24 protein-coding genes are annotated in these 26,662 nt (G+C 49.2%); 12 read left to right on the top strand and 12 right to left on the bottom strand.

The features are described 5' to 3' along the window. Positions 1–168 precede the first annotated feature (168 nt). From aaeB to aaeX, 3 genes are read right to left on the bottom strand one after another with little or no spacing between them, the layout of a single operon-like run. Positions 169–2,130 carry a p-hydroxybenzoic acid efflux pump subunit AaeB gene (gene aaeB / locus AC0IXI_RS02380; protein WP_471681878.1) on the bottom strand — a complete coding sequence of 654 codons (1,962 nt, stop codon included), beginning with the start codon at positions 2,128–2,130 and terminating at the stop codon, positions 169–171. 12 nt (positions 2,131–2,142) lie between these two features. Continuing rightward, the gene (aaeA, locus tag AC0IXI_RS02375; RefSeq protein WP_134184843.1) at positions 2,143–3,075 is read right to left on the bottom strand and encodes a p-hydroxybenzoic acid efflux pump subunit AaeA; all 933 of its coding nucleotides are present in this window, start codon (positions 3,073–3,075) and stop codon (positions 2,143–2,145) included. Between the two features lie 7 nt (positions 3,076–3,082). Then, positions 3,083–3,286, bottom strand: coding sequence for a p-hydroxybenzoic acid efflux pump operon protein AaeX (gene aaeX, locus AC0IXI_RS02370; RefSeq protein ID WP_034459825.1), 204 nt, complete (start codon positions 3,284–3,286; stop codon positions 3,083–3,085). A 159-nt stretch (positions 3,287–3,445) separates the two neighbouring features. On the opposite strand from aaeX, the gene aaeR reads away from it, so the two are divergent. Next, positions 3,446–4,387 carry an HTH-type transcriptional activator AaeR gene (gene aaeR, locus AC0IXI_RS02365; protein WP_134184845.1) on the top strand — a complete coding sequence of 314 codons (942 nt, stop codon included), beginning with the start codon at positions 3,446–3,448 and terminating at the stop codon, positions 4,385–4,387. 68 nt (positions 4,388–4,455) lie between these two features. Here the strand turns inward: aaeR and tldD are convergent, their stop codons facing one another. The 8 genes from tldD to csrD all read right to left on the bottom strand — a co-directional run bounded on the left by tldD (position 4,456) and on the right by csrD (position 16,770). Then, positions 4,456–5,901, bottom strand: coding sequence for a metalloprotease TldD (tldD, locus tag AC0IXI_RS02360; protein ID WP_064514150.1), 1,446 nt, complete (start codon positions 5,899–5,901; stop codon positions 4,456–4,458). 74 nt (positions 5,902–5,975) lie between these two features. Then, a complete protein-coding gene (gene yhdP / locus AC0IXI_RS02355) occupies positions 5,976–9,776 on the bottom strand; it encodes an AsmA2 domain-containing protein YhdP (RefSeq protein WP_471681877.1) in 3,801 nt (1,266 codons plus the stop codon). Positions 9,777–9,835: 59 nt separating this feature from the next. Next, a complete protein-coding gene (rng, locus tag AC0IXI_RS02350; protein WP_064514154.1) occupies positions 9,836–11,305 on the bottom strand; it encodes a ribonuclease G in 1,470 nt (489 codons plus the stop codon). After that, positions 11,295–11,888, bottom strand: coding sequence for a Maf family protein (locus tag AC0IXI_RS02345; protein WP_134184849.1), 594 nt, complete (start codon positions 11,886–11,888; stop codon positions 11,295–11,297). The genes rng and AC0IXI_RS02345 overlap by 11 nt, the downstream gene beginning before the upstream one ends. A gap of 8 nt (positions 11,889–11,896) precedes the next feature. Next, positions 11,897–12,385, bottom strand: a complete 489-nt coding sequence (gene mreD / locus AC0IXI_RS02340) for a rod shape-determining protein MreD (protein ID WP_471681876.1) — start codon at positions 12,383–12,385, stop codon at positions 11,897–11,899. After that, positions 12,385–13,410, bottom strand: coding sequence for a rod shape-determining protein MreC (gene mreC / locus AC0IXI_RS02335; protein WP_064514156.1), 1,026 nt, complete (start codon positions 13,408–13,410; stop codon positions 12,385–12,387). Before mreC ends, mreD begins: the two co-directional genes overlap by 1 nt. A 68-nt stretch (positions 13,411–13,478) precedes the next feature. Continuing rightward, a complete protein-coding gene (gene mreB, locus AC0IXI_RS02330; protein WP_000913396.1) occupies positions 13,479–14,522 on the bottom strand; it encodes a rod shape-determining protein MreB in 1,044 nt (347 codons plus the stop codon). Positions 14,523–14,829: 307 nt separating this feature from the next. Continuing rightward, complete coding sequence (gene csrD, locus AC0IXI_RS02325; protein WP_471681875.1) at positions 14,830–16,770, bottom strand: RNase E specificity factor CsrD; 1,941 nt, start codon at positions 16,768–16,770, stop codon at positions 14,830–14,832. 285 nt (positions 16,771–17,055) lie between these two features. Here csrD and msrP point away from each other — a divergent pair, with 285 nt between their 5' ends. The 10 genes from msrP to fis all read left to right on the top strand — a co-directional run bounded on the left by msrP (position 17,056) and on the right by fis (position 25,565). Next, positions 17,056–18,060, top strand: coding sequence for a protein-methionine-sulfoxide reductase catalytic subunit MsrP (msrP, locus tag AC0IXI_RS02320; RefSeq protein WP_134184853.1), 1,005 nt, complete (start codon positions 17,056–17,058; stop codon positions 18,058–18,060). Continuing rightward, entirely contained in the window at positions 18,061–18,660 is a 600-nt protein-coding gene (msrQ, locus tag AC0IXI_RS02315) for a protein-methionine-sulfoxide reductase heme-binding subunit MsrQ (protein ID WP_134184855.1), read from the top strand. A 232-nt stretch (positions 18,661–18,892) separates the two neighbouring features. Then, entirely contained in the window at positions 18,893–19,345 is a 453-nt protein-coding gene (gene aroQ, locus AC0IXI_RS02310; RefSeq protein WP_034459855.1) for a type II 3-dehydroquinate dehydratase, read from the top strand. A 21-nt stretch (positions 19,346–19,366) separates the two neighbouring features. Continuing rightward, entirely contained in the window at positions 19,367–19,840 is a 474-nt protein-coding gene (gene accB / locus AC0IXI_RS02305; RefSeq protein ID WP_064514164.1) for an acetyl-CoA carboxylase biotin carboxyl carrier protein, read from the top strand. A 10-nt stretch (positions 19,841–19,850) separates the two neighbouring features. Further along, positions 19,851–21,197, top strand: a complete 1,347-nt coding sequence (gene accC / locus AC0IXI_RS02300; RefSeq protein WP_064514167.1) for an acetyl-CoA carboxylase biotin carboxylase subunit — start codon at positions 19,851–19,853, stop codon at positions 21,195–21,197. 99 nt (positions 21,198–21,296) lie between these two features. Continuing rightward, entirely contained in the window at positions 21,297–21,539 is a 243-nt protein-coding gene (locus AC0IXI_RS02295) for a YhdT family protein (protein WP_064514169.1), read from the top strand. Next, a complete protein-coding gene (gene panF / locus AC0IXI_RS02290) occupies positions 21,529–22,983 on the top strand; it encodes a sodium/pantothenate symporter (protein ID WP_064514171.1) in 1,455 nt (484 codons plus the stop codon). The genes AC0IXI_RS02295 and panF overlap by 11 nt, the downstream gene beginning before the upstream one ends. Before the next feature lie 11 nt (positions 22,984–22,994). Next, a complete protein-coding gene (gene prmA / locus AC0IXI_RS02285) occupies positions 22,995–23,876 on the top strand; it encodes a 50S ribosomal protein L11 methyltransferase (RefSeq protein WP_422568641.1) in 882 nt (293 codons plus the stop codon). A 401-nt stretch (positions 23,877–24,277) separates the two neighbouring features. Beyond that, positions 24,278–25,243: a tRNA dihydrouridine synthase DusB gene (dusB, locus tag AC0IXI_RS02280; protein ID WP_064514176.1), complete on the top strand. Its 966-nt coding sequence runs from the start codon at positions 24,278–24,280 to the stop codon at positions 25,241–25,243. Between the two features lie 25 nt (positions 25,244–25,268). Beyond that, positions 25,269–25,565 (top strand): DNA-binding transcriptional regulator Fis, encoded by a 297-nt coding sequence (fis, locus tag AC0IXI_RS02275; RefSeq protein ID WP_000462905.1) that lies wholly within the window; start codon positions 25,269–25,271, stop codon positions 25,563–25,565. Positions 25,566–25,693: 128 nt separating this feature from the next. On the opposite strand, the gene AC0IXI_RS02270 is transcribed toward fis, so the two are convergent. Then, complete coding sequence (locus AC0IXI_RS02270) at positions 25,694–26,017, bottom strand: DUF1889 family protein (RefSeq protein ID WP_134184857.1); 324 nt, start codon at positions 26,015–26,017, stop codon at positions 25,694–25,696. Between the two features lie 356 nt (positions 26,018–26,373). Here AC0IXI_RS02270 and AC0IXI_RS02265 point away from each other — a divergent pair, with 356 nt between their 5' ends. After that, on the top strand, positions 26,374–26,595 hold the full coding sequence (locus AC0IXI_RS02265; RefSeq protein WP_034459881.1) for a hypothetical protein: 222 nt from the start codon (positions 26,374–26,376) through the stop codon (positions 26,593–26,595). Positions 26,596–26,662: the final 67 nt, after the last annotated feature.

Below are 26,662 nucleotides of genomic sequence, written 5' to 3'. Positions count from 1 at the left end.
TATACCCAAAATAATTCGAGTTGCAGGCAGGCGGCAAGCGAGTGAATCCCGATGAGCTTACTCTGGTAAGTGATTCGGGTGAGCAAACGCAGCCAACGCATCTGCAAGTTGAAGTATCACGGGTATAAGTATAGATACAAAAAAGCCGACGCATTGCGTCGGCTCGGGTCAGGCAGCGATGAATGCGTGCTGGTATTTATGCAGCACATGCGCCAGGCGTTTCACCGGTTCGGTAACCTGTATCGGTGCCTCCCAGACCCGCAATTTCTCCTGGTAGATATCTAATTCTTCCAGCAGTTGCTGGAAGTAACGCCGCCTTTTGTCGTCGCTGGATGCAGAAATCACGCGATCTGCCGTGTTGCGCAGTTGGCGATGGAAAGCAGAAAGATCGTCATTCACCGGAATCGGCGCATCGCGCAATCTCTGGTGAGCAATAATCAAGATCAGCGCTAAACGGTAGCGGTCGATATCCCCCGGGAAGGTATTAAGCAGCAAGAAAAGTTGCTGATACAGCGCAGGAAGATGGTTCTCTTTACGGCGATTTTTATTGGTAGTGAGTGCTGAAACCGCAGCCGAGACAAACTGGTTCAACAATGTACGACCGGTGCGTTCTTTCGAGTTATCGCGAATCAGCAATATCACCATCAATGCCAGGAAACAGCCCACAATTTGCCCCAACGCGCCGTCCAGGAAAGTGTTGAGGTGGAACGTCATCGGGTTATCGAGAACAATGATGTTGATTGTCCCAGCCAATGCGCCCATCGAGCCCAGACGTCGTTTCTGTACTTCAATCCCGATAAAGAAACCAAGCAAACCGAGGCTAATACACAGCAGTAGAATACTTTGTTGCGTAGAAGGAATGACAACCAGGAAGTAGAAAGCACCTAGCGGTAGCGCCACCAGCATTCCATATAAGAAGTCGATCGCAACCATGCGCGGATTGGGTAAGCGCATCGCCAGTGATGTCACGACGGCGATCATAACCATAGCGCCGCTTCCTGATGTCCAACCCGTCCATAGCCAGAACAAACTCCCAAGCAGGCATGAAACAGTCGTGCGCCAGAAGTTGATCATCGCGTGATGGCCTTCGGCAGACTGCACTTTGACCACCACTTCCTGGTTCAATACTTCCTCTTCCACCGCACTGATACGAACATTGCTGGCCACACCGCGTTTGAGCAACATGTAGCGGGTGACAGTACCAGCCCAACTACTGATGGTGACGGGCGTATTTTTTTCACCGGCATAGGAAATGACTTTGCGGACAACCTTCATTTGCTTATGAACATCAGCAGCGGTTTCCACCGGAGTCTCAAACAGCGTGCGGAACTCTGGAGTGACGAATTCCGGACGCGTGTTTTGAATCAGATAGGTTTCGCAGGCCTGCGTGATGAGCGTAAGCGAAATTGTATTGATTGCCTTCAGGCGACGGTTTGCTCGCCCCCAACGTGAAGATTCGATTTTGAGATTGGTACGCATCCCTTCAAGAGCTGTAGTGCGGCGCACAAGCCCAGCCCACGCTTTATCGACTTCTTCTTTTTCACCATGTGCAATACACAACTGCATCAGCCGATATTGGTCCACCAGCAAATTATCTAACTCGCGATCAATTTCTTGCTTGATGGAACGTGGAGAAAAGAGCAAGTCAGCAAGAATCGCGCAAACAATACCAATCACGATTTCACTGCAGCGCTCAACCGCAAACTGCGGTGTCAAAAGGGGGTGGGCCTGAATTGTGACGATAATAATCAGCGCCGTGTAGCCGGAAAGCCCCCACGCGTAAGAATTCTCGACTTTAACCAGTGAGGAAATCCAGGTACAAAAACCGGCCCAGATACAGCAAACCAGCAGCATCACTACCGGTGCACGAATCAGTAAGGTGATAATAAACAGGGCAGCAAAACAACCGATAAAGGTGCCGACAATACGCAGCATCCCGCGGTAACGAATAGCACCAGAATAAGGTTCACCGCCTGCGGCAAACGCCGGGCCTGCCGCAACGATAGCTGCTGTCAGCACCGCCCAGCGCGGTGTTTCGAGCTGAAATTGGAACCCGACAAACATTGCCAATACGATGGCAAAGGCCAGCTTGATAGCAAAGCGCAGATGTAACCGCGAGATAAAATACATATCAACCTACGCTTAGCCGAACTCACGCAGACGATGCATGAATTTGATGAATACCGAGTCGTGGTCGGTATCGCGGTCTTTATCTCCAGTCACCACGACAGTTGCGGTTGTCCCGGCGGGATAAAGGTTAGCCTGTTGTTCATCAAGATGAATTCGCACTGGTACACGCTGAGCCAGACGCACCCATTCAAGGTTGGAATCAACTGTCGCCATCCCTTTGGTGTCTCGAGTACTGCTGGCGTTGGTTACCCCGGCAGAAATGCTGTCTACAGTTCCGCGCAATACGCGATTACTACCAAGCGGCGTGATTTGCACACGGTAACCCGGGCGAATACCATCCAGTTTGGTTTCTTCCATATAGGCCAGAATGTAGAACGTACCGCGTTTAACCAGCGCAACTGCAGTGGAACCACGGGTAATAAATTCACCGGTATAAACATTAAGGTTTGTTACCCAACCTTCGGCTGGCGCACGAATAATAGTGCGTTGCATATCCAACTGTGCCAAGTCACGGGTCGCTTCAGCTTTCGCTAACTGATGCAAAACGGTCTGCAGCACGTTATTAGATTGCTCAATCTCCTCACGCGACATCGCCTGAGTCCCTAATGAATTACGACGCCCTGCTTCACGGCGTTTTTCCCCGGCCAGAGCCTGGTAGTAAGCAACATCGGCCTGTGCTTGCTCCAGCGCTTTCTGATAACGCGGCTGGTCGATGGTGAACAGAATCTGGTCCTTCTTCACCAGTTGGTTGTCACGAACCTTCACATCGGTGATTAAACCCGATACATCTGGCGCAATCGCGACAACATCTGCGGTAAAGCGAGCGTCACGCGTCCATGGGGATTCGGTATAGAACACCCATGCACGGAAAATAGCGATGAAAGCCAGCAGCACCAGAATCAGTGTGATGGCAGTGCGAGTTATTTTTCTTGTTAGTGCTTTCACATCAACCTCAAACAAACAGACGAGAGATCAGATAAAACAGGCAGCAATAAAGCGCTGTATTAAATAATGCCGGGTGCCAGACAAAATCATAAATTCCCGTCGGTGTAAGCAGACGGCGAACCAACCAGAACAACGCCAGCGAAAGAATTAGCTCGAAGAATATCGGCGGAAAAGAAAGACCGAATATCACGACAACGGGAAATAGACTCATGTTAACCTTGCAGAAAATACGGAAGACACAAACCCTGGGACGGCCAGGAATACTGAGCTAACGAGTGATACGGGTCGTGTTGTTAATAATATATTACCGCAATAGTTAGCCCGTTATCTATAATCTGTGATCTAAATCACTTTTAACTCAGAGTGAACAATGGAAAGACTTAAACGCATGTCGGTATTTGCCAAAGTTGTCGAACTTGGCTCTTTCACCGCCGCGGCCAGGCAGTTGGAAATGAGCGTATCATCCATCAGCCAAACCGTTTCCAAATTAGAAGATGAGTTACAGGTCAAGCTGCTAAACCGCAGCACACGCAGTATTGGGCTGACCGAAGCGGGTAAAATTTACTACCTCGGTTGCCGCAAGATGCTACATGAAGCGCAGGCTGTGCATGAACAACTTTATGCATTTAACAACACACCAATTGGCACGCTGCGCATCGGAAGTTCTTCAACTATGGCACAAAATGTCCTCGCGTCCATGACCGCTGACATGCTCAAAGAGTACCCTGAGTTGACAGTAAATCTTGTCACGGGCATTCCGGCACCGGACCTGATTGCCGATGGCCTGGATGTGGTTATTCGTGTTGGTGCATTGCAGGATTCAAGCCTGTTCTCAACCCGCCTCGGGTCGATGCCGATGGTAATTTGTGCCGCAAAAAGCTACCTGCAACAAAACGGTACACCAGAAAAACCTGCCGATCTTGCCAGCCATTCCTGGCTGGAATATAGCATTCGCCCGCACAATGAATTTGAGTTGATCGCCCCGGAAGGCCTCACCACACGTATGATCCCGCAAGGTCGCTTTGTCACAAACGATCCTATGACGTTAAGCCGCTGGCTAAAAATAGGTGCCGGGATCGCTTACGTACCACTGATGTGGGTGATCGATGAGATCAATGATGGGACGCTTGAGATCTTAATGCCGAGCTATCAATCCGATCCGCGCCCGGTGTACGCGCTGTATACCGAAAAAGATAAGCTGCCTCTGAAAGTACAGGTTTGTATTAACTACCTGACCGAGTATTTCGTGAAGGTTTCGCATCTTTATCAAGGGGTACGCGACAACAAAGGACGCGGGAAAGAGGTGGGGTAAAATGGGCGATATTGAAAATAAATCAGCCGGGGTTAACCCGGCTGATTATTACGAGAGAAAGTATAATATTACGCTGTGCCGCCAACCGTTAAGTTATCGACTTTAAGCGTTGGCTGGCCAACTCCGACTGGCAGACTCTGCCCTTCTTTGCCACACACACCAACACCGTTATCCAACGCCAGGTCATTACCTACCATCGAAATCTGCTGCATCGTTTCAATACCGGAACCAATCAGCGTTGCGCCTTTTACCGGAGTCGTCACTTTACCGTTTTCGATGAGATAGGCTTCGGAAGTTGAGAACACAAACTTACCAGATGTGATATCTACCTGACCGCCACCAAAGTTAGGAGCATAAATACCGTACTCAACGGATTCGATGATCTCTTGCGGAGTAGACTTACCAGCGAGCATATAAGTGTTGGTCATACGTGGCATTGGTAGATGTGCATAAGATTCGCGACGACCATTACCTGTTGGCGCAACACCCATTAAGCGGGCATTCAGTTTGTCCTGCATATAGCCTTTCAGGATGCCATTCTCAATCAATACGTTGTACTGGCCCGGAACACCTTCATCATCAATGGCAACGGAACCACGGCGATTGGCCATGGTGCCGTCATCAACAATAGTGCAAAGCTCAGAAGCAACCAGTTGGCCCATTTGACCACTGAATACGGAAGTACCGCGACGGTTAAAATCGCCTTCCAGACCATGACCAACCGCTTCATGCAACAGCACGCCCGGCCAGCCCGCGCCAAGCACTACTGGGAACGTACCTGCAGGTGCTGCTACAGCAGAAAGGGTCACCAGTGCCATACGCACAGCTTCTTTCGCCCACGCGTCGGCACGAACTTCGCCATCAACGGTTTCGAGGAAATAGTCATAACCGAAGCGACCACCGCCACCGCTTGAGCCGCGTTCACGTTTGCCGTCGTCTTCAACCTGCACGCTAACAGAAAGACGCACTAATGGGCGAACGTCAGCTGCCAGTGTACCGTCAGTTGCCGCGACCAGAATCAATTCGTAAACACCAGTCAGGCTGGCTGTCACTTCCTGAACGCGCTTATCTGCCGCACGGGCTACGCTATCAACACGTTTCAGGATGTCGAGTTTCTCTTCGCGCGTCATGCTTTGCAGCGGGTCAGCGCTGGTATAAAGCGCGCTATGCTGCACAGCACCTAATGTCTGTACGCGGCCATTTCCTTTATCCTGCACGATGCTTCGGGCCGCATGGGCACTTTGTTCTAGTGCCAGTAAGCTGACCTGGTCGGCATAAGCAAAACCGGTTTTCTCACCGCTGACCGCACGCACGCCAACACCTTGATCGATGTTATAAGAGCCGTCTTTAATGATGCGGTCTTCCAGCACCCAGGATTCGTGATAACTGGACTGGAAATAGAGATCGCCATAGTCGAGTCGGCGCTCGGACAATTGTCCCAAAATGGAAAAAAGATCTTGATGGGTTAAGCCATTCGCAGACAGCAACTGCTCACTTACCAGGTTCAGACTCATCGTTTCGCTACTCTTATTTGTCTATCGATTGGAGATATCTATTGAGCTTGCGGCAATTAGCCGTTCGCGTCAAATCACTTAGCGTCGTTAACTCTTGGCTGACGGAGCACTTCATTAATTTGCGGTTGATCGACCGATCCCGTGATGTGATAGCGCAACACGGAGATTTTACTCCACAAAGGCCCTAACACTTTACTCGCGGCAAACACGGCGGCACCTATTATTGGGTTAACTACAAATGCAGTCGCCACACCAACGGTTGCCGAGATTTCAGGTGCGACAACAGCTTCAAGGTCCAACTGACGTCGAACCAGATCAACGGAGCCTTTCATGCCGATATCAGCTTCCAGACCATCAACCAACGTATCGTCGCTATGCAACACACCATCTTTAATCCAGGCCGTACTGCGGATGGAGTCAAAATAGAAACCATCACCGAAGGTGTCGCTGAAATCGAAACGCAGCTTACGCATTAGCGCATCGACACTCACCAAACGCAGCAATTGCCCGGCGTGGCCTGTGCCCAGATCGGCAATCTGACCTTTACCCAATTTGGTATGTAAGATTCCGTTTAGTGAAGCAAAGTCTGGCTGCCAGGGTTTATCACGCCAGTGCAAATCATAATCCGCATCAAATGATGAACCCTGAATTGGCGTTTTAACCCCAAAGAAATTGGTTGCGGCATCAAGCTTGCTGCCATGAAGTTTACCTTTTATGGAGGTGCGCTCTTCTGCTGGACTGTTAACCCATTGACCACTGCCGGTTAGTCTTGCAAATCCTGAATCGACTAAGCCATTTTCTAATTCCAGCGTGTTCCCTTTAACAGCAAGATCACCTTCAATACGGCCATATTTTTGCCCCCACAGCCAACATTCGGCGCAACGCAGTTGCAGATCAGGCCAGCTGCGGAAATCAATTGAAGTATTGTCTCCCAGTGGAGAAGTGCTGGTCGTTTTGGCAGTGCTATTACCCCAGTCAGGGTTGAAATAGAGGTATTTGATTGCTGCACGCCACGGTGCATTATCTTGCATCGTCAACGAGCCATTCACTTCACGCCCCTGTGCTTCAACACGCGTACCGCCAGGTATCGCGTGGGAAACCAGACTCAGGTTATTCCACTGCTGCCCAGCGAAAGTCAGCGAAGGCGTACGTAACGTAATATCTGATGGGAATGATGCAGAGTTACCGACACTTTCCGCCGCACCTTGGCTAAAGAGCGCTAACCATTGCGCGCCGTCCATCGCAGGGAGATCAAGCTCAACACCCGGATTGTCAGGTAACGGTGGAATTGTGTGACTGTTCGTTGCCCAAATAGCGCGATCCAGTGTTAGTTTCTTATTCAGAAGCCAGCGGCTGGAGAAGTGGTTTGTCGGCCCAGCATTACCTGTCAAATTGAAGCTATTCAGGTCGCCTTTAACTGCGATTTTCAATGGCAGTGCCTGGCCCGCTGATTTATTCACAGGAGCAGGTAAGTGACTACTCACATTTTTTAGGTCTGCATCCACATTGACCTGATAATTTGCCTCTCCGTGATAAGGAAGCGTTATCGCCACATCACCTTTCCACGGAACGTTACCGCTCAACTCTTTGTTAACCGGCTCAGGCAAAACACCCATTTTTGTTGGCTGCCAGTCGCCCAGCAAATTGACGCCAATCTTGTAATCTTTCTCACCCGTTTTGGTATTAAAATCAATACCTACTGGTTGGTTAAACCAGGAAGCTTTCAACGGTTCACTTTTCAAATCGCCGTTCACAAAACTGAATTTACCCGTCAGGTTGTTCAGCGTGCTGGAGAGAGGTTTTATCAGCAGCGTATTATTGTGAAGCTGGACGTCGCCAGAAGCCGTGGTCATATCGCCATTAAATGGGATATCCAGATGTAAGCGAGCATTTACATCCCCACCGATCTGGAGTTCATCAAGAGCAGCAGACAGCGAATCTTTTAGAGGTGTTTCTTTGAAATACGGGCCAACTGCACTTCCAGGGCCGTTGATATCAGAATCAATCAACAGTTTTTCTTTCGAGTAATCCGGGATAATCGCCGTGAGGTTGCGCGCAGTAACGCCCCCGAGTTTCACTTCATCAGACTTCATCCATAAACCGTCATTGATGAAATCAAGTGTAATATTCAGGTTTTCTAATGCAGGCCAGTCAGGCTGAAAAGCAAATTTAGCATTGCGTAGCGGAACGTAGACCTCAAACTGTCCTTCGTTATGCAGATAAGGGAAAAGATGGGGGTTGCCGCCGTAGACCAACGTCGCGTTTTCAGCTTCACCGCCCTGAATAGCACCACTGAGGTAATCAACCAGCTCTTTGCCCATCAGGTTTTCAGGGAAATAACGCCAGGCATCAGCACCGTTGTTGGTACTGATTCCGGCTAAAATACCTAACCATGGGTCACCACCCTCAGGCTGGTAATAACGGAAGTCGCCAGCCGCCCATACCGAGCGAGCTTTTACATCAAGATTTTTGCCATCAAGCTGGAAACCAGAAGCATTTTTCCGCCACTCAAGCGTTGCGGCGCCATGTTCAATCTCTAGCGGTGCGCGGAATACACCTTCATAAGGCATTTTAGCATCGAGGATCTGTGCATTAAGCTGCCCGTGGGCAACGCTACCGGTAATTGAACCTGCGAAGTGTTCGACACCGGGAAGCATTTTCCATTGATTCCAACTCACGTCTTTCCAGCGCCCTTGCATACGGGTGTTTTCCGTTTGCTGGAGCGGGATATCCAGTGCCAACACATCAATGTGCCCGCGAGGTTGCAAGGAGGTCCAAATATCACCTAAATCGGGTGAGATTCTCTCGGCAATCGGCAGTAAACCAGTGAAGCTTTCCAGCTCCATATTTGTGGCGCGCACCCGCAATTCGTCACCACGAGTATTCCCTTTTCCACCCACATCCTGCGGAGCAATCCACGCTAAAGATAGCGAACCTTTCGGCCAGGTTTTACCATCAAGCGTGATATTGGTTGAAGGAATAGCAAGATCCCAGCTCGCATCAGAACGATTGACGTGAGCCATTAAATTATCAACAGACAGCTGGTGAGAAGAGCTTTTACCTGCCCAACTTGCACCGCCTTGCTTCAGCCAGATATTGCCACCAGCAATATCGCCATCTTTGATATCCATCCATGCTTCGAGGGTGAATTTGGCAGTCTGTAAATTAACATTGTCCTTCATCCAGCGGCCGAGCCAGGGTTTTACGTCAACGTTATCAGCCTGTAGCCAGACTTTGCCGATATTCAGCAGGCCATTTTCGTCCCGTAAATCCATCCGTACTTTTGCCAAACCGTGTTGTCCGGTAAAGCTCGACAGACTGACTAATCCTTCAGCACGGTGACGGTTTTTGGTGTTAAGCCAGGTAAGTTGTGGGATCGTGAGTTCGGCTCGTTGGCCAGATAGAGTCAGGAAACTAAGGGAGCTGTCGCGCAAATCAAAGTGATCGAACTGGCGTAAAAAGAGATCGCTGATTTTACCCGGCTCGAATTTACTATCCCCTTTGTTTTGACTCAATGGGGTATTAGTACGCATCTGCATTTGGTAAAAAGTGAGATCGCGGAATTGCCAGCGCGCATGCAAAATACTTTGCCAAAGGTCGAGCGCCAGCGTCACACGCTTAACGCTCAACTCACCGCCGTCTTTCAGACCCGCTTTAATATCACGCACATCGAGCGTCGGGCCAAAATTCTCCCAGCTTGCCTTTATCTGGCTGGCGTCGACAGGCGTGCCAGTCATCGCTTCGATTTTATCTAACAAAGCCGGGCGCCAGGCATCGAGATGCGGCAAAACCAGCCGCAAACCACTCACCAGCAGTGCGATGATAACGATAAGCGTTGCGCCAGTGAGTAGCAGAATGCCGGGCAGTCGCCTCACGTATATCTCCTTGTTAGCCGCCGGAGCGGGACTCGAACCTGCGCCAACCGCACAGAGAGCTACATCATAACGACGTCAAACTGCTCCTGATTATAGAGCGGCTCGATCTGTACTTTGACTTGCTTGCCGACAAAAATTTCAACTTCGGCCAGTGAATGGGACTCTTCACTTTTCAGTGCTTCCCCCACGGCTGGTGAGGCATAAACCAGGAAGCGGTCAGAATCGTAAGCATGATGCACGCGGACAATTTCACGCATAATCTCATAACAGACCGTTTCAACCGTTTTCACGGTACCGCGACCGTGGCAAGTTGGACAATCATTACACAGCACATGTTCAACGCTTTCGCGCGTGCGTTTACGTGTCATTTCAACCAGGCCAAGCTGCGAGAAACCATTAATACTGGTTTTCACACGGTCTTTACTCAACGCTTGCTCAAGAGAATGCAACACGCGACGGCGATGATCTTCATTACTCATATCAATGAAGTCGATGATGATAATGCCGCCCAGATTACGCAAACGTAACTGGCGGGCAATAGCCTGCGTCGCTTCGATATTAGTATTAAAAATAGTATCGTCGAGATTGCGATGACCAACAAATGCCCCCGTGTTGATATCCACGGTAGTCATGGCTTCAGTCTGATCGATAACCAGATAGCCGCCAGATTTCAGCTCAACTTTTCGTTCCAGCGCGCGCTGAATTTCGTTCTCAACGTCAAACAGGTCGAAAATAGGCTGGCGACCGCTGTAGTGTTCAATTTTGCCGTGAATTTCCGGCATGTACTCTGCGGTAAATTCCAGCAGCATGTCGTAAGTCAGGCGGGAGTCGACACGAATTCGGTCAAGTGCCTCATCTGCGAAATCACGCAGTACACGTTGTGCCAACGCTAATTCACCGTACAGCTGGCATCGTGTTTTATTACGTTTTTTGCGTTCGCTGACTTTTGTCCATACACGCTTTAGGTAAGCTGCATCTGCAGATAAATCGTCTTCACATACCCCTTCTGCCGCAGTACGGATGATGAATCCGCCTTGCTCGTCGCAATATGCGTTAACCACACGTTTAAGGCGCTCACGCTCAGCTTCACTTTCAATGCGTTGAGAGACCCCCACATGCGAGGCTCCTGGCATAAAGACCAGGTAACGGGACGGCAGTGTGATATCAGTGGTCAGTCGCGCGCCTTTAGTACCCAGCGGATCTTTCACCACTTGAACCATCAGGTCTTGCCCCTGGCGCACCAGTTCGGAGATATCGCGTACTGTGAAGTTTTTTCGCTCTTCACCAGCCACACATTCGGTATGTGGCATGATGTCAGAAGCGTGAAGAAACGCTGCCTTATCAAGGCCAATATCTACAAATGCCGCCTGCATTCCCGGAAGTACCCGGCTTACACGACCTTTGTAGATATTCCCTACGATCCCGCGACGTGCTTCGCGTTCAATATGGATCTCTTGCAGTATTCCACCATCAATGTAAGCCACCCGAGTTTCCGATGGGGTCACGTTGACTAATAATTCAGCCGTCATGTTTTCCTCGTCCATCACGCAAAGCGTGAAAATTACTCAGCAATTCATAGGTTTCAACTAGCGGTAAGCCGACTACAGCATGGTAGCTGCCATTAATCTTCCTGACAAAACAACCACCAAGCCCTTGAATACCGTATGCACCTGCTTTATCCATGGGTTCACCGCAGGCCACGTAGCCGGCGATATCCTGTTCTGATAATGCGCGAAATGTCACTTCAGTCGTCACCAGGCAATCCAGTAACGATTCGCGATCGGCTAACGCTACTGCCGTCATCACTTGATGCTGATTCCCGGACAACATGCGCAGCATTTCGGCAGCATGTTGTTCATCTTTAGGTTTTTCCAACACGTTGCCATTGTAGATAACAATAGTATCTGCACCTAAAACCGGTAAGTCATGTTGCGCTAATGCCACACCTGCCCGCGCTTTATCTCGCGCCAGGCGCATAACATATTGTTGCGCACTCTCACCGCTAAGACGCTGTTCTTCTACATCGGTAATGATGCGCTCAAATGACACACCCAACTGAGTCAGAAGTTCCTGACGACGTGGAGAACCCGATGCCAGATACAAAGATGTCATGTTAAATCCTATTGCACAGCAAATTGTTGGCGAATTTTACGCATCAGCAAAAATATCCATGGCCACAGCACGCCGTTAACCACGCTACTCCAGAAAATTTCCGGACGGAAAGATACGTTAATGACTAAAAATTCAGACCAGAAAACAATGACATCTGTCATCAATGACAACAGCATAACCACTAAAGCCTGTTGCCAAAGCGCGAGATTGCGGAATAGCTGGTACTTCAACGCCACCAGGTAAGCAACGATACTCAGAGATAACGCTCGCACGCCCAGAGTGGAACCGCTGATCAGATCCAGTATGGCACCCACCACAAAACCAGTGCCAACATTTACCCGGTGGGGCAACGCCAGAATCCAGTACAGCAGAATAAGTAAAACCCAGTCCGGACGATAGATTTTCAGATTGTCAGGCCAGGGCATTACTTGTAACAGCAAGGCGACAAGGAAAGAGAGCCAGATTACCCAACGACCCTGACTACGGTAACTCCCCACTACTGCCCTCCCTGGGTAGCAGGTGCAGGAGAAGCGGGCTTCCCTGCAGGAGCCTGAGTCATTCCGGTTGCCGGAGGTGGAATCGGAGCTGGGGCTGGCGGGCCAACAGAATCAGCCGGAGGCAATACCTGCGGCATCATTTGCATCAGACGCTCATTAGCTACGCGATGAACCTCTTCCGGCGGCATAGGGGTTTTGCCTTCACGATCCGCGCCCCACAACAGCAGCAAATAACGCAGACGTTGTAAACCCGCGGTTGGGCGAGCCTGAATAACTGTGTACGCACGTTGAGTATCAAGTTTCACAGAGGAAACGACACCCACCGGATAACCTTCAGGGAAGCGACCACCTAAACCAGACGTCACCAATACATCGCCTACGCGAATATCGGTATTTGCCGGTAAATGTTCCAGTTGCAGATCGTCAGTACAGCCGTTACCCGCCGCAATAACGCGAATGTCATTGCGCAGTACCTGAATCGGTAGCGCATGGGTCGCATCACAGATAAGCAAAACACGGCTGGTGAGTTTAGCCACCGCAATGACCTGACCTACAACACCTTTATCACTGATGACTGGCTGACCTTCATAGACCCCATTCACGCTCCCTTTATCAATGACAACCTGGTCACTGTAAGGATCGTTAACGGTAGAGATAACCTGAGTCACCATTTTTTGCTCGTCCTGACGCAACGGTGAACCAAGCAATTCGCGCAGACGTGCGTTTTCCTGACGATATTGACCCATCATCAGTAATTCGCTGTTTTTCAGGATCAGTTCCTGACGCAGTGCACGATTTTCGAGTTCTAGCTGATCGCGTGATGCCAGTGTTTGCGAGACGCTGTCGAGCAATTCACGGGGACCATTTGAGACAAAATAGAAAGGGCTGACGGCAGTATCCATATACGTTCGAATTTGACTGAACGTACCCAGACGGCTATCGGCAATAATGACACCAATCGCCACCAGCACCGCCAGAATTAGGCGAAACTGCAACGAAGGGCCACGGCTAAAAATTGGCTTCATAGGCTATGCGTATTCCAGGGCCAGCAAGGAAAAGGCAGTGATGGTCACTGCCTTTTACGTGTGGCTGATTACTCTTCGCTGAACAAGTCGCCGCCGTGCATGTCGATCATTTCCAGTGCCTTGCCACCACCACGGGCTACGCAAGTCAATGGATCTTCTGCAACTACTACCGGAATGCCTGTTTCTTCCATCAGCAGACGGTCGAGGTTACGCAGCAATGCGCCACCACCAGTCAGAACCATACCGCGCTCAGAAATGTCAGAAGCCAATTCTGGTGGGCACTGCTCCAGCGCAACCATTACCGCACTCACGATGCCGGTCAAAGGCTCTTGCAGGGCTTCGAGGATTTCATTGGAATTCAGAGTAAAGCCGCGTGGAACACCTTCAGCCAGGTTACGACCACGAACTTCGATTTCGCGCACTTCATCGCCTGGGTAAGCAGAACCGATTTCGTGTTTGATACGTTCAGCGGTTGCTTCACCAATCAGTGAACCGTAGTTACGGCGCACATAATTAATGATGGCTTCATCAAAGCGGTCACCACCAATACGAACGGAAGAGGAGTAAACCACACCGTTCAGAGAGATAACGGCAACTTCAGTAGTACCACCACCGATATCCACAACCATAGAACCAGTTGCTTCAGAAACTGGCAAGCCAGCACCGATAGCCGCAGCCATTGGCTCTTCAATCAGGAATACTTCACGAGCACCTGCACCTTGCGCAGATTCACGGATAGCACGGCGTTCAACCTGAGTTGCGCCAACTGGCACACAAACCAGAACACGCGGGCTTGGGCGCATAAAGCTGTTGCTATGCACTTGCTTGATAAAGTGCTGCAGCATTTTTTCGGTCACGAAGAAGTCAGCGATAACGCCATCTTTCATCGGACGGATAGCCGCGATGTTGCCAGGGGTACGACCCAGCATCTGTTTAGCATCATGACCTACGGCCGCAACACTTTTAGGTGAACCGGCACGATCCTGGCGAATGGCCACGACAGATGGCTCATTCAGTACGATGCCTTGTCCTTTTACATAAATCAGGGTATTCGCGGTACCCAGGTCAATGGACAGGTCATTGGAAAACATGCCACGAAATTTTTTCAACATACTAAGGGATAATCCTGAAAGCTGGGGCGGAAACAAAATCCGCTTACTTTACCAACCACTCATTGCAGCGACAAGGCGCATAAATGTTCTGCAATGGTGAAAATTTGTGCAGTTTACTACGACCGTTACACTTTCGGCACGTTTATCCTCGAACCGCAGAGGAATTAAACAAACGCTGTAGGTTAAACGAACAGTGCAAGGAAGCAAACTGGGTTCATTCGTGCTTTAACAATCTGGTCAGCAGGCGTATCCACCCCCTTGAGATGCAGCGCGCGTTATTCTACGTGAAATATTTATAAACGGCAGGTTAAACCGAGTATCTTTGCGAATATTTTTTCACGTTGCTATCGAGCGGTTCAGAGGCCGCAAAAAAATCCCCCTGAGCACCCGCCACGCCTTTCTCTACCAGTGTCTGCCATTCACTTCGCGTTCTTACACCGACCGCAAAAACTTGTGTCTGAGTCCCGTTACAAGCCTCAACCAGACTCTGTACAAACAGCTGATTTTCGGTTCGTTTCTCAATGTTACGCACAAGCCCTGGATGCAGTTTTATCAACTCTACATCCAACTCTTTAATATAAGACGCACTCACTACGGTCAATCCCGCCTGGGAAACTGCAATACGTACGCCAAATGCTTTGATCAAACGAATCACAGGTTGCAAACGGCTGATGTGTTGACAAACATCTGCCTCTGCAAGTTCAAAAAGAATACGTCGCCGAAGTGATTTTTCAGATTGCATTAACGCATCACGCAACCAACGCTGGAAAGGAGCCCGAATCAGTGATTCAACCGACACTTGAATGGCTAACGTTTCTTCAGGCCAGAATCCTGCTAACGGCAATAGCCGGGCGATGATTTGTCGGTCATATTGCTCCGATAAACCAAACTGCTTAACCATCGGCAAATACTCTGCCGCCAATACTTCTTGTTCACCGTCGAAAATCCGACACATAATTTCCCGATGATGCACATAGCCATCGCGCTTCACGGACGGTTTTTGGTAGAAGCGTGGACCGCCACGTTGCAACACCTGCTCAATGAGCGTACGCCATTTAACGTTACCACGCCCTTTTTCCGGCAAACTATCGTCATAAACCGACCAGCCGTTGGTTCCTTGCAGGGAAGCATTACGCGTCGCCACCTCTGCATTCTCCATAACTTGCTCTTTGCTTTGCCCGCTACGCCATGCGCAAATACCGATATGCATCATGTCATTACGATCCAACATTCGCGTTGGGGGCAGCGAATCGACGGCCTTCAGTAATTGGTTGGCAATGCTATCGGCTTCTTTCAATGTGCGGTGCGGCAACAAAACGGCAAAATCACTACGGAAATAGCGTGCCAGCAAAGCCCCCGGATAGCGCATCACAAATGTCGATAACATATTAATAATCGTAAACAAATACTCTTCTACTGCGTTTCGCCCCCAAGTTTCATGCAGTGTTTCAAAATCCGGTAAACGAATAATCATCACCACACCATGCGCGCCAACTTGCTCCTGCTCATCGAGTAAAGTCGCCAGTTGGTTATCAAAGAACAGGCGATTATTCAGACCCGTTTTCGCATCTTGTGCGGCGAAAGCACGAATCAGAGTATCCATTCGGCTACGTTGTTCGCTGGCGTTTTGCAGATCTGAAAGCAACACATCAAGCGCACTACTGGCTTGTGGCGGCCATTCCAGCACCGAGCCACGTACTTCAACACCTCTTTCGCCATTCAGAATTCGTCGCGCACGGCTTTCCAGTAACTCTTGCCCGGCAAGCTGTTTTTTCATCCAGCGGATAGCAAAGAACAGCACGATAAGCATGAATCCAATCGTGATAGAAAGAGGTACCGTCGCGAAAAGAGATTTGTAGTAATCCGCGACCGGATCGCGATAGGTCAAACTGAGAAACATGCCGGGATGCTTCATTAATTCAACAGTCACGGTGCGGAAATTGTAGCTGTTTCCCAGCAAGCGATAGGTTTGGGTCAATTGGTGCTGATAAACGGTGTTATCGCCAATTTTGAAATCGACCGCGATGATATCAATCGGAACCATCACCTCATTGAGGCGCTTGATCAGAGCATCTGGTGAACTGGAAACTAAATCGTTATCAATAATGGTGGCAACAGCAACCACACGCTGATGCACTTTATAATGCATCGCATTAAAGAAGCTTAATGAACAACCAACGAGCGTCACAAAAATAGCGAGCCCCGTCAGCAATGTCATAAAAGCAGAGAGTTTCGTCGTTAATCGCATCCTTGTGTTAACTCCGTTTGGTGAAGATATACCAAGCCTGACCTGATGCGGCATTACATAGCAAAAGAGGTGCCCTGGCAAACACAGTGAACATATTCTCACCCTTTGTTGCAAAGCAGGTGTTTTGCACACTGAAACTCAAGTATAGCCGCTGACAACCCTTCCTCTATTAACAAATATTCAACACACCTAGAACTATGTTTAATTTTCAATTTTTTGTGACAAATTCGCAGGGTTTAGTGTTCTCCGTCATGCTTAGGGAATAAAGCCACGCTGGAGTAAAAGATGAAGAAGGTCGCCCGCTTCACAGAAGCTGATGTCACAGCTGAATCCGTTTTTATGATGAAACGCCGCCAGGTACTGAAAGCACTAGGTATCAGTGCGGCTGCACTCTCGCTTCCTCAGACTGCAAATGCAGATATTCTTTCCTGGTTTAAAGGTAATGACCGGCCACCAGCGCCTTCAGGGAAACCTTTGCAATTTAGCAAACCGGAACAATGGCAGGCGAAGCTCGCCATGACCCCGGAAGATAAAGTCACTGGCTACAATAACTTCTACGAGTTTGGTTTGGATAAAGCCGACCCTGCGGCAAACGCCGGGAGTCTGAAAACCGATCCATGGAAAATCACCATTAGTGGCGAAGTAGCAAAACCACTGACACTGGATTACGACGATCTCTACAAAAAATTCACGCTTGAAGAGCGAATTTATCGCATGCGTTGTGTTGAAGCCTGGTCAATGGTTGTGCCGTGGATTGGTTTCCCACTCAGCAAGTTGCTGGCTTTGGTTGAACCCACCAGCAATGCGAAATATGTCGCCTTCGAAACAATTTACGACCCTGAGCAAATGCCTGGACAGAAAGATCGATTTATTGGCGGCGGTTTGAAGTATCCCTACGTTGAAGGACTGCGACTTGATGAAGCGATGCATCCGCTAACTTTGCTGACTGTGGGTGTTTATGGCAAAGCGCTACCGCCGCAAAACGGCGCGCCAATCCGCCTGACCGTTCCGTGGAAATATGGCTTTAAAGGGATTAAATCGATCATCAGTATCAAACTGGTTAGTGAACTACCGCCCACCACCTGGAATATGGCAGCTCCAAATGAATATGGATTTTATGCCAACGTAAACCCAAATGTTGACCACCCACGCTGGTCGCAGGCGAGTGAAAGATTCATTGGTTCAGGTGGCGTGCTTGATGTAAAACGCCAACCTACATTGCTGTTTAATGGTTATGCCGATCAGGTTGCTACGCTGTACCGAGGTTTAAATCTGAAGGAGAATTTCTAAGTGAGATTAACTGCAAAGCAAATCACGTGGCTAAAAGTGGGGTTACATCTCGCGGCATTCTTACCTTTTGTCTGGCTATTTTATGCCGCAAACCAAGGTTTTTTGAGCGCCGATCCGGCGAAGGATATCCAGCATTTTACCGGCAGGATGGCGCTCAAGTTACTGCTGGCGACTCTCCTGGTCACCCCTTTAGCGCGATACGGTAAACAACCACTGCTGATTCGTACCCGTCGCCTACTGGGGTTGTGGTGTTTTGCCTGGGGCACTCTTCATCTAACTAGCTACGCCATGCTGGAACTGGGAATCAGCAATCTGGCACTGCTCGGCAAGGAGTTGGTCACGCGCCCCTATTTGACTTTAGGAGTAATCAGCTGGCTGGTGCTGCTATCATTGGCGGCAACATCGACCCAATCTTTACAACGAAAATTAGGTTCACGCTGGCAAAAACTGCATAACTTCGTTTATCTGGTCGCAATTCTCGCCCCCATACATTTTTTATGGTCAGTAAAGGTTATTTCCCCGCAACCGTTGCTGTATGCTCTTGGCGCATTCATCCTTTTGGCCTTGCGCTATAAGAAATTCCGGATGTGGCTGCGTTAACTCCAGATATGTGTTCTTCTCCGCAGAAAAGTGATCAACTGTGCCCCTAAAAAGGATATGAGTTGATCATCTTCCCTGATAAGACCAGTATTTAGCTGCCAAATGCTACGAAATCGTTATAATGTGCGACTTTGGTTTTTCTGACAGGCCATTTTCTGGCTCTGAAGGTGACAACCGAGCAACTTAGGTATATTTTGTAAAATACCTACAAATTGCAGGAGATGGCAGCACGATGTCGGCTAATTTTCACATTTTGCTTTTGAACGGTCCGAATCTTAACATGCTGGGAACACGCGAGCCTGAGAAGTACGGCACGCTGACGCTAGCGCAAATTGTTAACTCTCTCGAAGAAGAAGCAAAAACGCTAAATGTCTCGTTCAGCCACCTGCAATCTAATGCTGAATATGAGTTGATCGACCGAATTCATCAGGCTAAAGACACTGTCGATTTTATTCTGATTAATCCGGCCGCGTTTACACATACCAGCGTTGCGCTGCGTGATGCCTTGTTAGCGGTGGATATTCCGTTTATCGAGATCCATCTGAGCAATGTGCATGCGCGCGAACCGTTCCGCCATCATTCATATCTTTCTGATAAAGCGGTTGGTGTCATCTGCGGATTAGGCGCTGACGGCTATTCATATGCACTACAGACGGCGGTAAAACGCTTGTCAAAATCCATCTAAACAAGAGTACGGAACCCACTCATGGATATTCGTAAGATTAAAAAACTGATCGAGCTGGTTGAAGAATCAGGCATTTCTGAACTGGAAATTTCTGAGGGCGAAGAATCTGTTCGCATCAGTCGTGCACCGGTAAACACCGGCTACCCGATGATGCAACAGGCTTATGCTGCGCCAATGTACCAGCCACAGCCACAGGCCGGCCTGTCTAACGTTGTTGCACCTGCCGCTCCGGCAGAAGCACCGGCGGCTGCTGAAATCAGTGGTCACATCGTGCGTTCCCCAATGGTCGGTACTTTCTACCGCACCCCAAGCCCGGATGCTAAATCATTTGTTGAAGTTGGCCAGAAGGTTAACGTTGGCGACACTCTGTGTATCGTTGAAGCAATGAAAATGATGAACCAGATCGAAGCTGACAAAGCCGGTGTGGTGAAAGCCATTCTGGTTGAAAATGGTCAACCGGTTGAATTTGACGAGCCGCTGGTCGTCATCGAGTAACGAGGCGAACATGCTGGATAAAATTGTCATCGCTAACCGTGGTGAGATTGCATTGCGTATTCTTCGTGCCTGTAAAGAACTTGGCATCAAGACTGTCGCTGTACACTCCACTGCCGATCGCGATCTAAAACACGTATTGCTGGCGGACGAAACTGTTTGTATCGGCCCGGCTCAGTCCGTAAAAAGCTATCTGAATATCCCGGCTATCATCTCTGCGGCAGAAATTACTGGCGCCGTTGCGATTCACCCGGGTTATGGCTTCCTGTCTGAAAATGCCAACTTCGCTGAGCAGGTTGAGCGTTCAGGCTTTATCTTCATTGGCCCGCGTGCTGAAACTATCCGTCTGATGGGCGATAAAGTTTCTGCAATCAACGCAATGAAGAAAGCTGGTGTACCTTGCGTACCAGGCTCTGACGGCCCTCTTGACGGCGATATGGATAAAAACCGTGCCCATGCTAAACGCATCGGTTACCCGGTAATTATTAAAGCGTCCGGCGGCGGCGGCGGTCGTGGTATGCGTGTCGTACGTAACGATGCCGATCTGGAACAATCCATTAATATGACCCGTGCGGAAGCAAAAGCTGCTTTCAACAACGATATGGTCTATATGGAGAAGTACCTGGAAAACCCACGCCACATCGAGATTCAAGTTCTTGCTGATGGCCAGGGTAAAGCGATCTATCTGGCTGAACGTGACTGCTCTATGCAGCGTCGTCACCAGAAAGTTGTGGAAGAAGCGCCAGCACCAGGCATCACGCCTGAGCTGCGTAAATTCATCGGTGAGCGCTGTTCTAAAGCGTGTATCGATATCAACTATCGCGGTGCAGGTACATTCGAGTTCCTGTTCGAAAACGGTGAGTTCTACTTTATCGAGATGAACACCCGTATCCAGGTTGAACACCCGGTAACAGAAATGATCACCGGTGTTGATCTGATTAAAGAACAGCTTCGCATTGCTGCAGGACAACCACTGTCTATCAAGCAAGAAGATGTTCAGGTTAAAGGCCACGCGGTTGAATGCCGTATTAACGCCGAAGACCCGAATACCTTCCTGCCAAGTCCTGGCAAAATTACTCGCTGCCATGTGCCGGGTGGTTTTGGTGTACGTTGGGAATCGCATATCTATTCCGGCTACACTGTTCCTCCATACTACGATTCAATGATCGCAAAACTTATTTGTTACGGTGAAACCCGTGAAGTGGCGATTGCGCGTATGAAGAACGCCCTGGCTGAGCTGATCATCGATGGCATCAAAACCAACGTTGATTTGCAGACTCGCATCATGAACGATGAAAACTTCCAGCACGGCGGGACTAACATCCACTATCTGGAGAAGAAACTGGGTCTTCAGGACTAAGTTTTCTCAGTCAACATCGCTAAAAGGCCGGTTATCCGGCCTTTTTCTTTTTTGGCTATGCGTTACAATCGCCGCTTTCCGCCAACTCAAGGGACAACAATGGACGCGCGTTTTGTTCAGGCCCATAAAGAAGCCCGCTGGGCGCTTTGGCTAACCCTTCTTTATCTCGCAGCATGGTTAGTGGCTGCTTACTTACCTAATAACGATATCGGCCCAACAGGTCTCCCACACTGGTTTGAAATGGCGTGCCTGCTGGTACCTCTGCTGTTTATTTTGCTGTGCTGGGCCATGGTGAAGTTCATCTTCCGCGATATCCCATTGGAGGATGATCATGCAGCTTGAAGTCGTACTGCCGCTGGTAGCCTATCTGTTAGTCGTCTTTGGCATTTCAATGTATGCCATGAGGCGTCGCACGACAGGAAATTTCCTTAACGAGTATTTCCTCGGTAGCCGTTCAATGGGTGGCTTCGTATTAGCGATGACGCTCACCGCCACCTATATCAGCGCCAGCTCGTTTATTGGCGGTCCTGGAGCTGCTTATAAATATGGCCTGGGCTGGGTTTTGCTGGCAATGATTCAGCTTCCCGCGGTGTGGTTATCACTGGGGATTCTGGGTAAAAAGTTTGCCATTCTGGCGCGTCGCTATAACGCCGTTACCCTGAACGACATGCTGTATGCGCGCTACCAAAGCCGGCTGCTGGTGTGGCTGGCAAGTATTAGCCTGTTGGTGGCATTTATCGGTGCCATGACCGTGCAGTTCATTGGCGGGGCCCGCTTGCTGGAAACCGCTGCGGGTATTCCTTACGAAACTGGTTTGCTGATTTTTGGTATCAGTATCGCGCTTTACACTGCATTCGGTGGCTTCCGTGCCAGCGTTCTCAACGATGCGATGCAGGGAATGGTGATGCTGGTTGGAACGATTCTGCTGTTGATGGGTATCGTTCACGCTGCGGGTGGCTTGCACAACGCGGTAGATACGCTTCAACGCATTGACCCTAAGCTTGTCTCACCACAGGGTGCCGATGACATCCTCTCTCCAACCTTCATGACCTCATTCTGGGTGCTGGTCTGTTTCGGCGTGATTGGATTGCCTCACACGGCGGTGCGTTGCATCTCTTATAAAGACAGCAAAGCCGTACACCGTGGAATTATCCTCGGCACGATTGTGGTAGCGATTTTGATGTTTGGTATGCATTTGGCGGGTGCGTTAGGCCGCGCAGTGATACCGGATTTGAAAGTACCGGATTTAGTTATCCCAACATTAATGGTCACAGTTCTACCACCATTCGCAGCGGGGATTTTCCTCGCAGCACCAATGGCAGCAATCATGTCGACAATTAATGCCCAGCTGCTTCAATCGTCAGCTACGATCGTCAAAGATCTTTATCTGAATATGCGACCGGATCAGATCACTAACGAAAAGCGTCTGAAAAGAATGTCATCGGTGATCACGCTGATTTTAGGTGCGTTACTGCTACTTGCAGCATGGCGTCCGCCTGAAATGATCATCTGGCTGAATTTGCTGGCATTCGGTGGGTTAGAAGCTGTGTTCCTGTGGCCTTTAGTGCTCGGTCTTTATTGGGAACGGGCAAATGCCGCAGGCGCGTTAAGCGCAATGATTGTCGGTGGCGGGTTGTATGCAGCGCTGGCGAGCTTCAAAATCCAGTTCCTGGGCTTCCACCCAATTGTGCCATCCTTATTATTAAGTTTGCTGGCGTTCCTGGTAGGCAACCGTTTTGGCCAGCCTTTACCTGTACCAGCACTCGTTTCAACTACTGATAAATAAAGAGTTTCGCTATGCCATGGATTCAACTGAAAATTAATACTACTGGCGCAACCGCTGAAGAACTCGGCGACGCACTGATTGAAAGCGGCGCTGTATCCGTAACCTTTCAGGATACCCATGACACACCGGTATTTGAGCCACTACCTGGCGAAACCCGTTTATGGGGCGATACCGATGTGATCGGTCTGTACGACGCTGAAGCCGACATGAACGATGTGGTCGCTATCCTCGAAAACTGCCCACTGCTGAACGTTGGTTTCCACCATAAAATCGAGCAGATCGAAGACAAAGACTGGGAACGTGAATGGATGGATAACTTCCACCCAATGCGCTTTGGGAAACGCCTGTGGATTTGCCCAAGCTGGCGCGATGTGCCAGACGCTAGCGCAGTGAACGTGATGCTGGATCCAGGCCTTGCGTTTGGTACCGGCACTCACCCAACGACCTCTTTGTGTCTTGAGTGGCTTGATAGCTTAGATCTGGCGGGCAAAACCGTTATCGATTTTGGCTGCGGCTCAGGCATTCTTGCTATTGCCGCACTGAAATTGGGCGCAGTGAAAGCAATTGGTATTGATATCGACCCGCAGGCGATTCAGGCCAGCCGCGATAACGCAGAACGCAATGGTGTTTCTGATCGCCTGGAACTGTATCTGCCTAAAGACCAGCCAGAAGTCATGAGCGCCGATGTGGTCGTTGCTAACATCCTGGCAGGCCCTTTGCGTGAGTTAGCCCCGTTAATCAGCGTGCTGCCTGTTCAGGGCGGTTTCCTTGGACTTTCTGGCGTTCTGGCAAGCCAGGCCGAGGGGGTTTGCGAAGCATATCAGGAAAAATTCACGCTCGATCCAGTCGCAGAAAAAGAAGAATGGTGCCGAATTACCGGTATCAAACTCTAAAACCTTCCTTTCAGTAACGTGGTATCAAGCCACGTTACTGATCTCAAAACTCCTCGTGCAACACTCCGTTTACAACAATTCATCCCAGTGATAACTCGCAGTAAAATGAGATGCCGATCGCAGAAAAACACTAATTCTGGTGATTTAAGCAGCACTTTATCTGGTGTCTTATACGTAAAAAATAATGAATTACCCCTGAATGTGGTGAAAATATAAAAGCGCACAAATCAACCAATAATACATAACGCACTGAAAAATATAATTAATTTATTTTTATCACTTCACGAGATAAGGATTCATTGATCTACGACAGCTGATTGTTCAAAGTTTGGCCTTTCATCTCAGGCTAAAAATGCGTAATATACGCCGCCTTGCAGGCAAGTATGGTCATTTCTTAACTCATGCGCATTGGACAACACCAGCTCAGAAATCGACTGATAGCAGCACCTATGGCTGGCATCACTGACAGACCATTCAGGACGCTGTGTTACGAGATGGGAGCCGGACTGACTGTTTCCGAGATGATGTCCTCCAACCCTGAAGTTTGGGCGAGTGATAAATCACGTTTACGAATGGTGCACGTGAATGAACCAGGTATTCGCACCGTGCAAATTGCCGGTAGTGATCCTGATGAGATGGCAGAGGCCGCACGCATTAACGTGGCTAATGGCGCCCAGATTATTGATATCAATATGGGATGCCCTGCTAAGAAAGTGAATCGTAAACTCGCAGGCTCTGCGTTGCTGCAATACCCAAATCTGGTGAAGTCTATCCTGACAACGGTAATTAACGCAGTTGACGTACCTGTAACGTTGAAGATTCGCACTGGCTGGGATACGGCGCACCGTAACTGTGAAGAGATTGCCCAACTGGCTGAAGACTGTGGCATTCAGGCTCTGACAATTCATGGACGCACACGCGCCTGTTTATTTCAGGGAGATGCTGAATACGACAGCATTCGGGCAGTTAAGCAGAAAGTTTCCATTCCGGTAATCGCGAATGGTGACATTACTGACCCGCTTAAAGCCAGAGCTGTGCTCGACTACACAGGGGCTGATGCTCTTATGATAGGACGCGCGGCTCAGGGAAGACCCTGGATCTTTCGGGAAATCCAGTATTATCTGGACACTGGAGAGTTGCTTCCTCCACTGCCTCTGGCAGAGGTAAAGCGCTTACTTTGTGGGCATATTGGTGAACTTCATGACTTTTATGGTCATGCTAAGGGATACCGAATTGCTCGCAAACACGTCTCCTGGTACTTACAGGAACACGCTCCAAATGACCAGTTTCGGCGCACATTCAACGCCATTGAAGATGCAAGCGAACAGCTTGAGGCGTTGGAGGCATACTTCGAAAATCTTGCGTAATTAGAAATAAAGAGCTGACAGAACTATGTTCGAACAACGCGTAAATTCTGACGTACTAACCGTTTCTACCGTTAACTCACAGGATCAGGTTACCCAAAAACCTCTTCGTGACTCCGTGAAACAAGCACTGAAGAACTATTTTGCTCAACTGAATGGTCAAGATGTTAACGATCTGTATGAGCTGGTATTGGCTGAAGTAGAGCAGCCATTGTTGGACATGGTGATGCAATACACCCGTGGCAACCAAACCCGCGCTGCCCTGATGATGGGCATCAACCGTGGCACGCTGCGTAAAAAATTGAAAAAATACGGCATGAACTGATATTAATCAGTTAAGTTGTTGTTTAAAAAGGCGCTACTCGGCATGGGGAAGCGCCTTTTTTAACGTTTGTAATCTGCCTGGTGAAAGGCTAATCCCCGAACAAAAGCGAACAAATGCGTTCTGTAAACCTACTCGGTTGGTGAATGTTCGGCTTGTACTAGCGCCCGGAGTTGCTCTTGCATATATGAAGAAAAGTATTCAGGGTTTTTAATAAGAACGCGGTTACCAGACTCAATTTTATCAGCCCAGCCTGCGACTTTTTTGGTGAATTCAGCGTTCCATCCCTCCTGATTAGCTCTTGCCGTAACATCATCTGCACTAACCGGCACTCCCAGCTCTTTCAGATACTTAAATATCCCCTTAGCTGTACTCTCATCCATAGAATGTGGAGTTGATGCGGATGTATTCATACCGCCAATGTAGTCCAATGCTTTTTCAATGACAGCTGGCATATTCTTATCCTTAAAATTAACCGTGTGTTAAACGAGCCTGTAGCACGCACTGACCATTACCAATTAACCATAAGGTTTAAATAGTTACCACCCTTGGTAAGGCACCCTTTTTAATAGTTGTGACACGACTGACTATCTGAAAATGTTTAACTTCACTTTTTCTCCACACTTTCTTGCCTATGCCCGCTTTTCTCCACTTTGTTTACACAGCACATGAATTGCAATTATTCCTCTCTGCTCTCCATGCCCACTGCGGTGATAAAATCACCACATTCGCACCGGTTCAGGTTATTAGATAATTGTCGCCTTAACGCACGAGTTATCCCTGAACGGGGTTTGGTTTAATGAGGTTCCATATGAAAAAGCTAATTGCCGCTGCGCTGCTTTCTACACTTCTGGCAGGTTGTGCAACCAACTCACCTTGCGTGCCAGTCTATGACGATCAGGGCCGCCTGGTGCACACCAACACCTGTATGAAAGGGACGACTCAGGATAACTGGGAAACCGCGGGTGCAATTGCCGGTGGTGCCGCAGCGATTGCCGGCTTAACTCTGGGTATCGTTGCATTAACTAAATAAAGTACATCCCATATTTGCAAAGCGCGTCCCTACAGGGCGCGCTTTTTTATTAGAAAATCCGCAGTCA

This window comes from Buttiauxella sp. AC038, assembly GCF_979253565.1.
The sequence above is the reverse complement of the archived record's forward strand: the minus strand, read 5'-3'. Positions and strand labels throughout refer to the sequence as shown.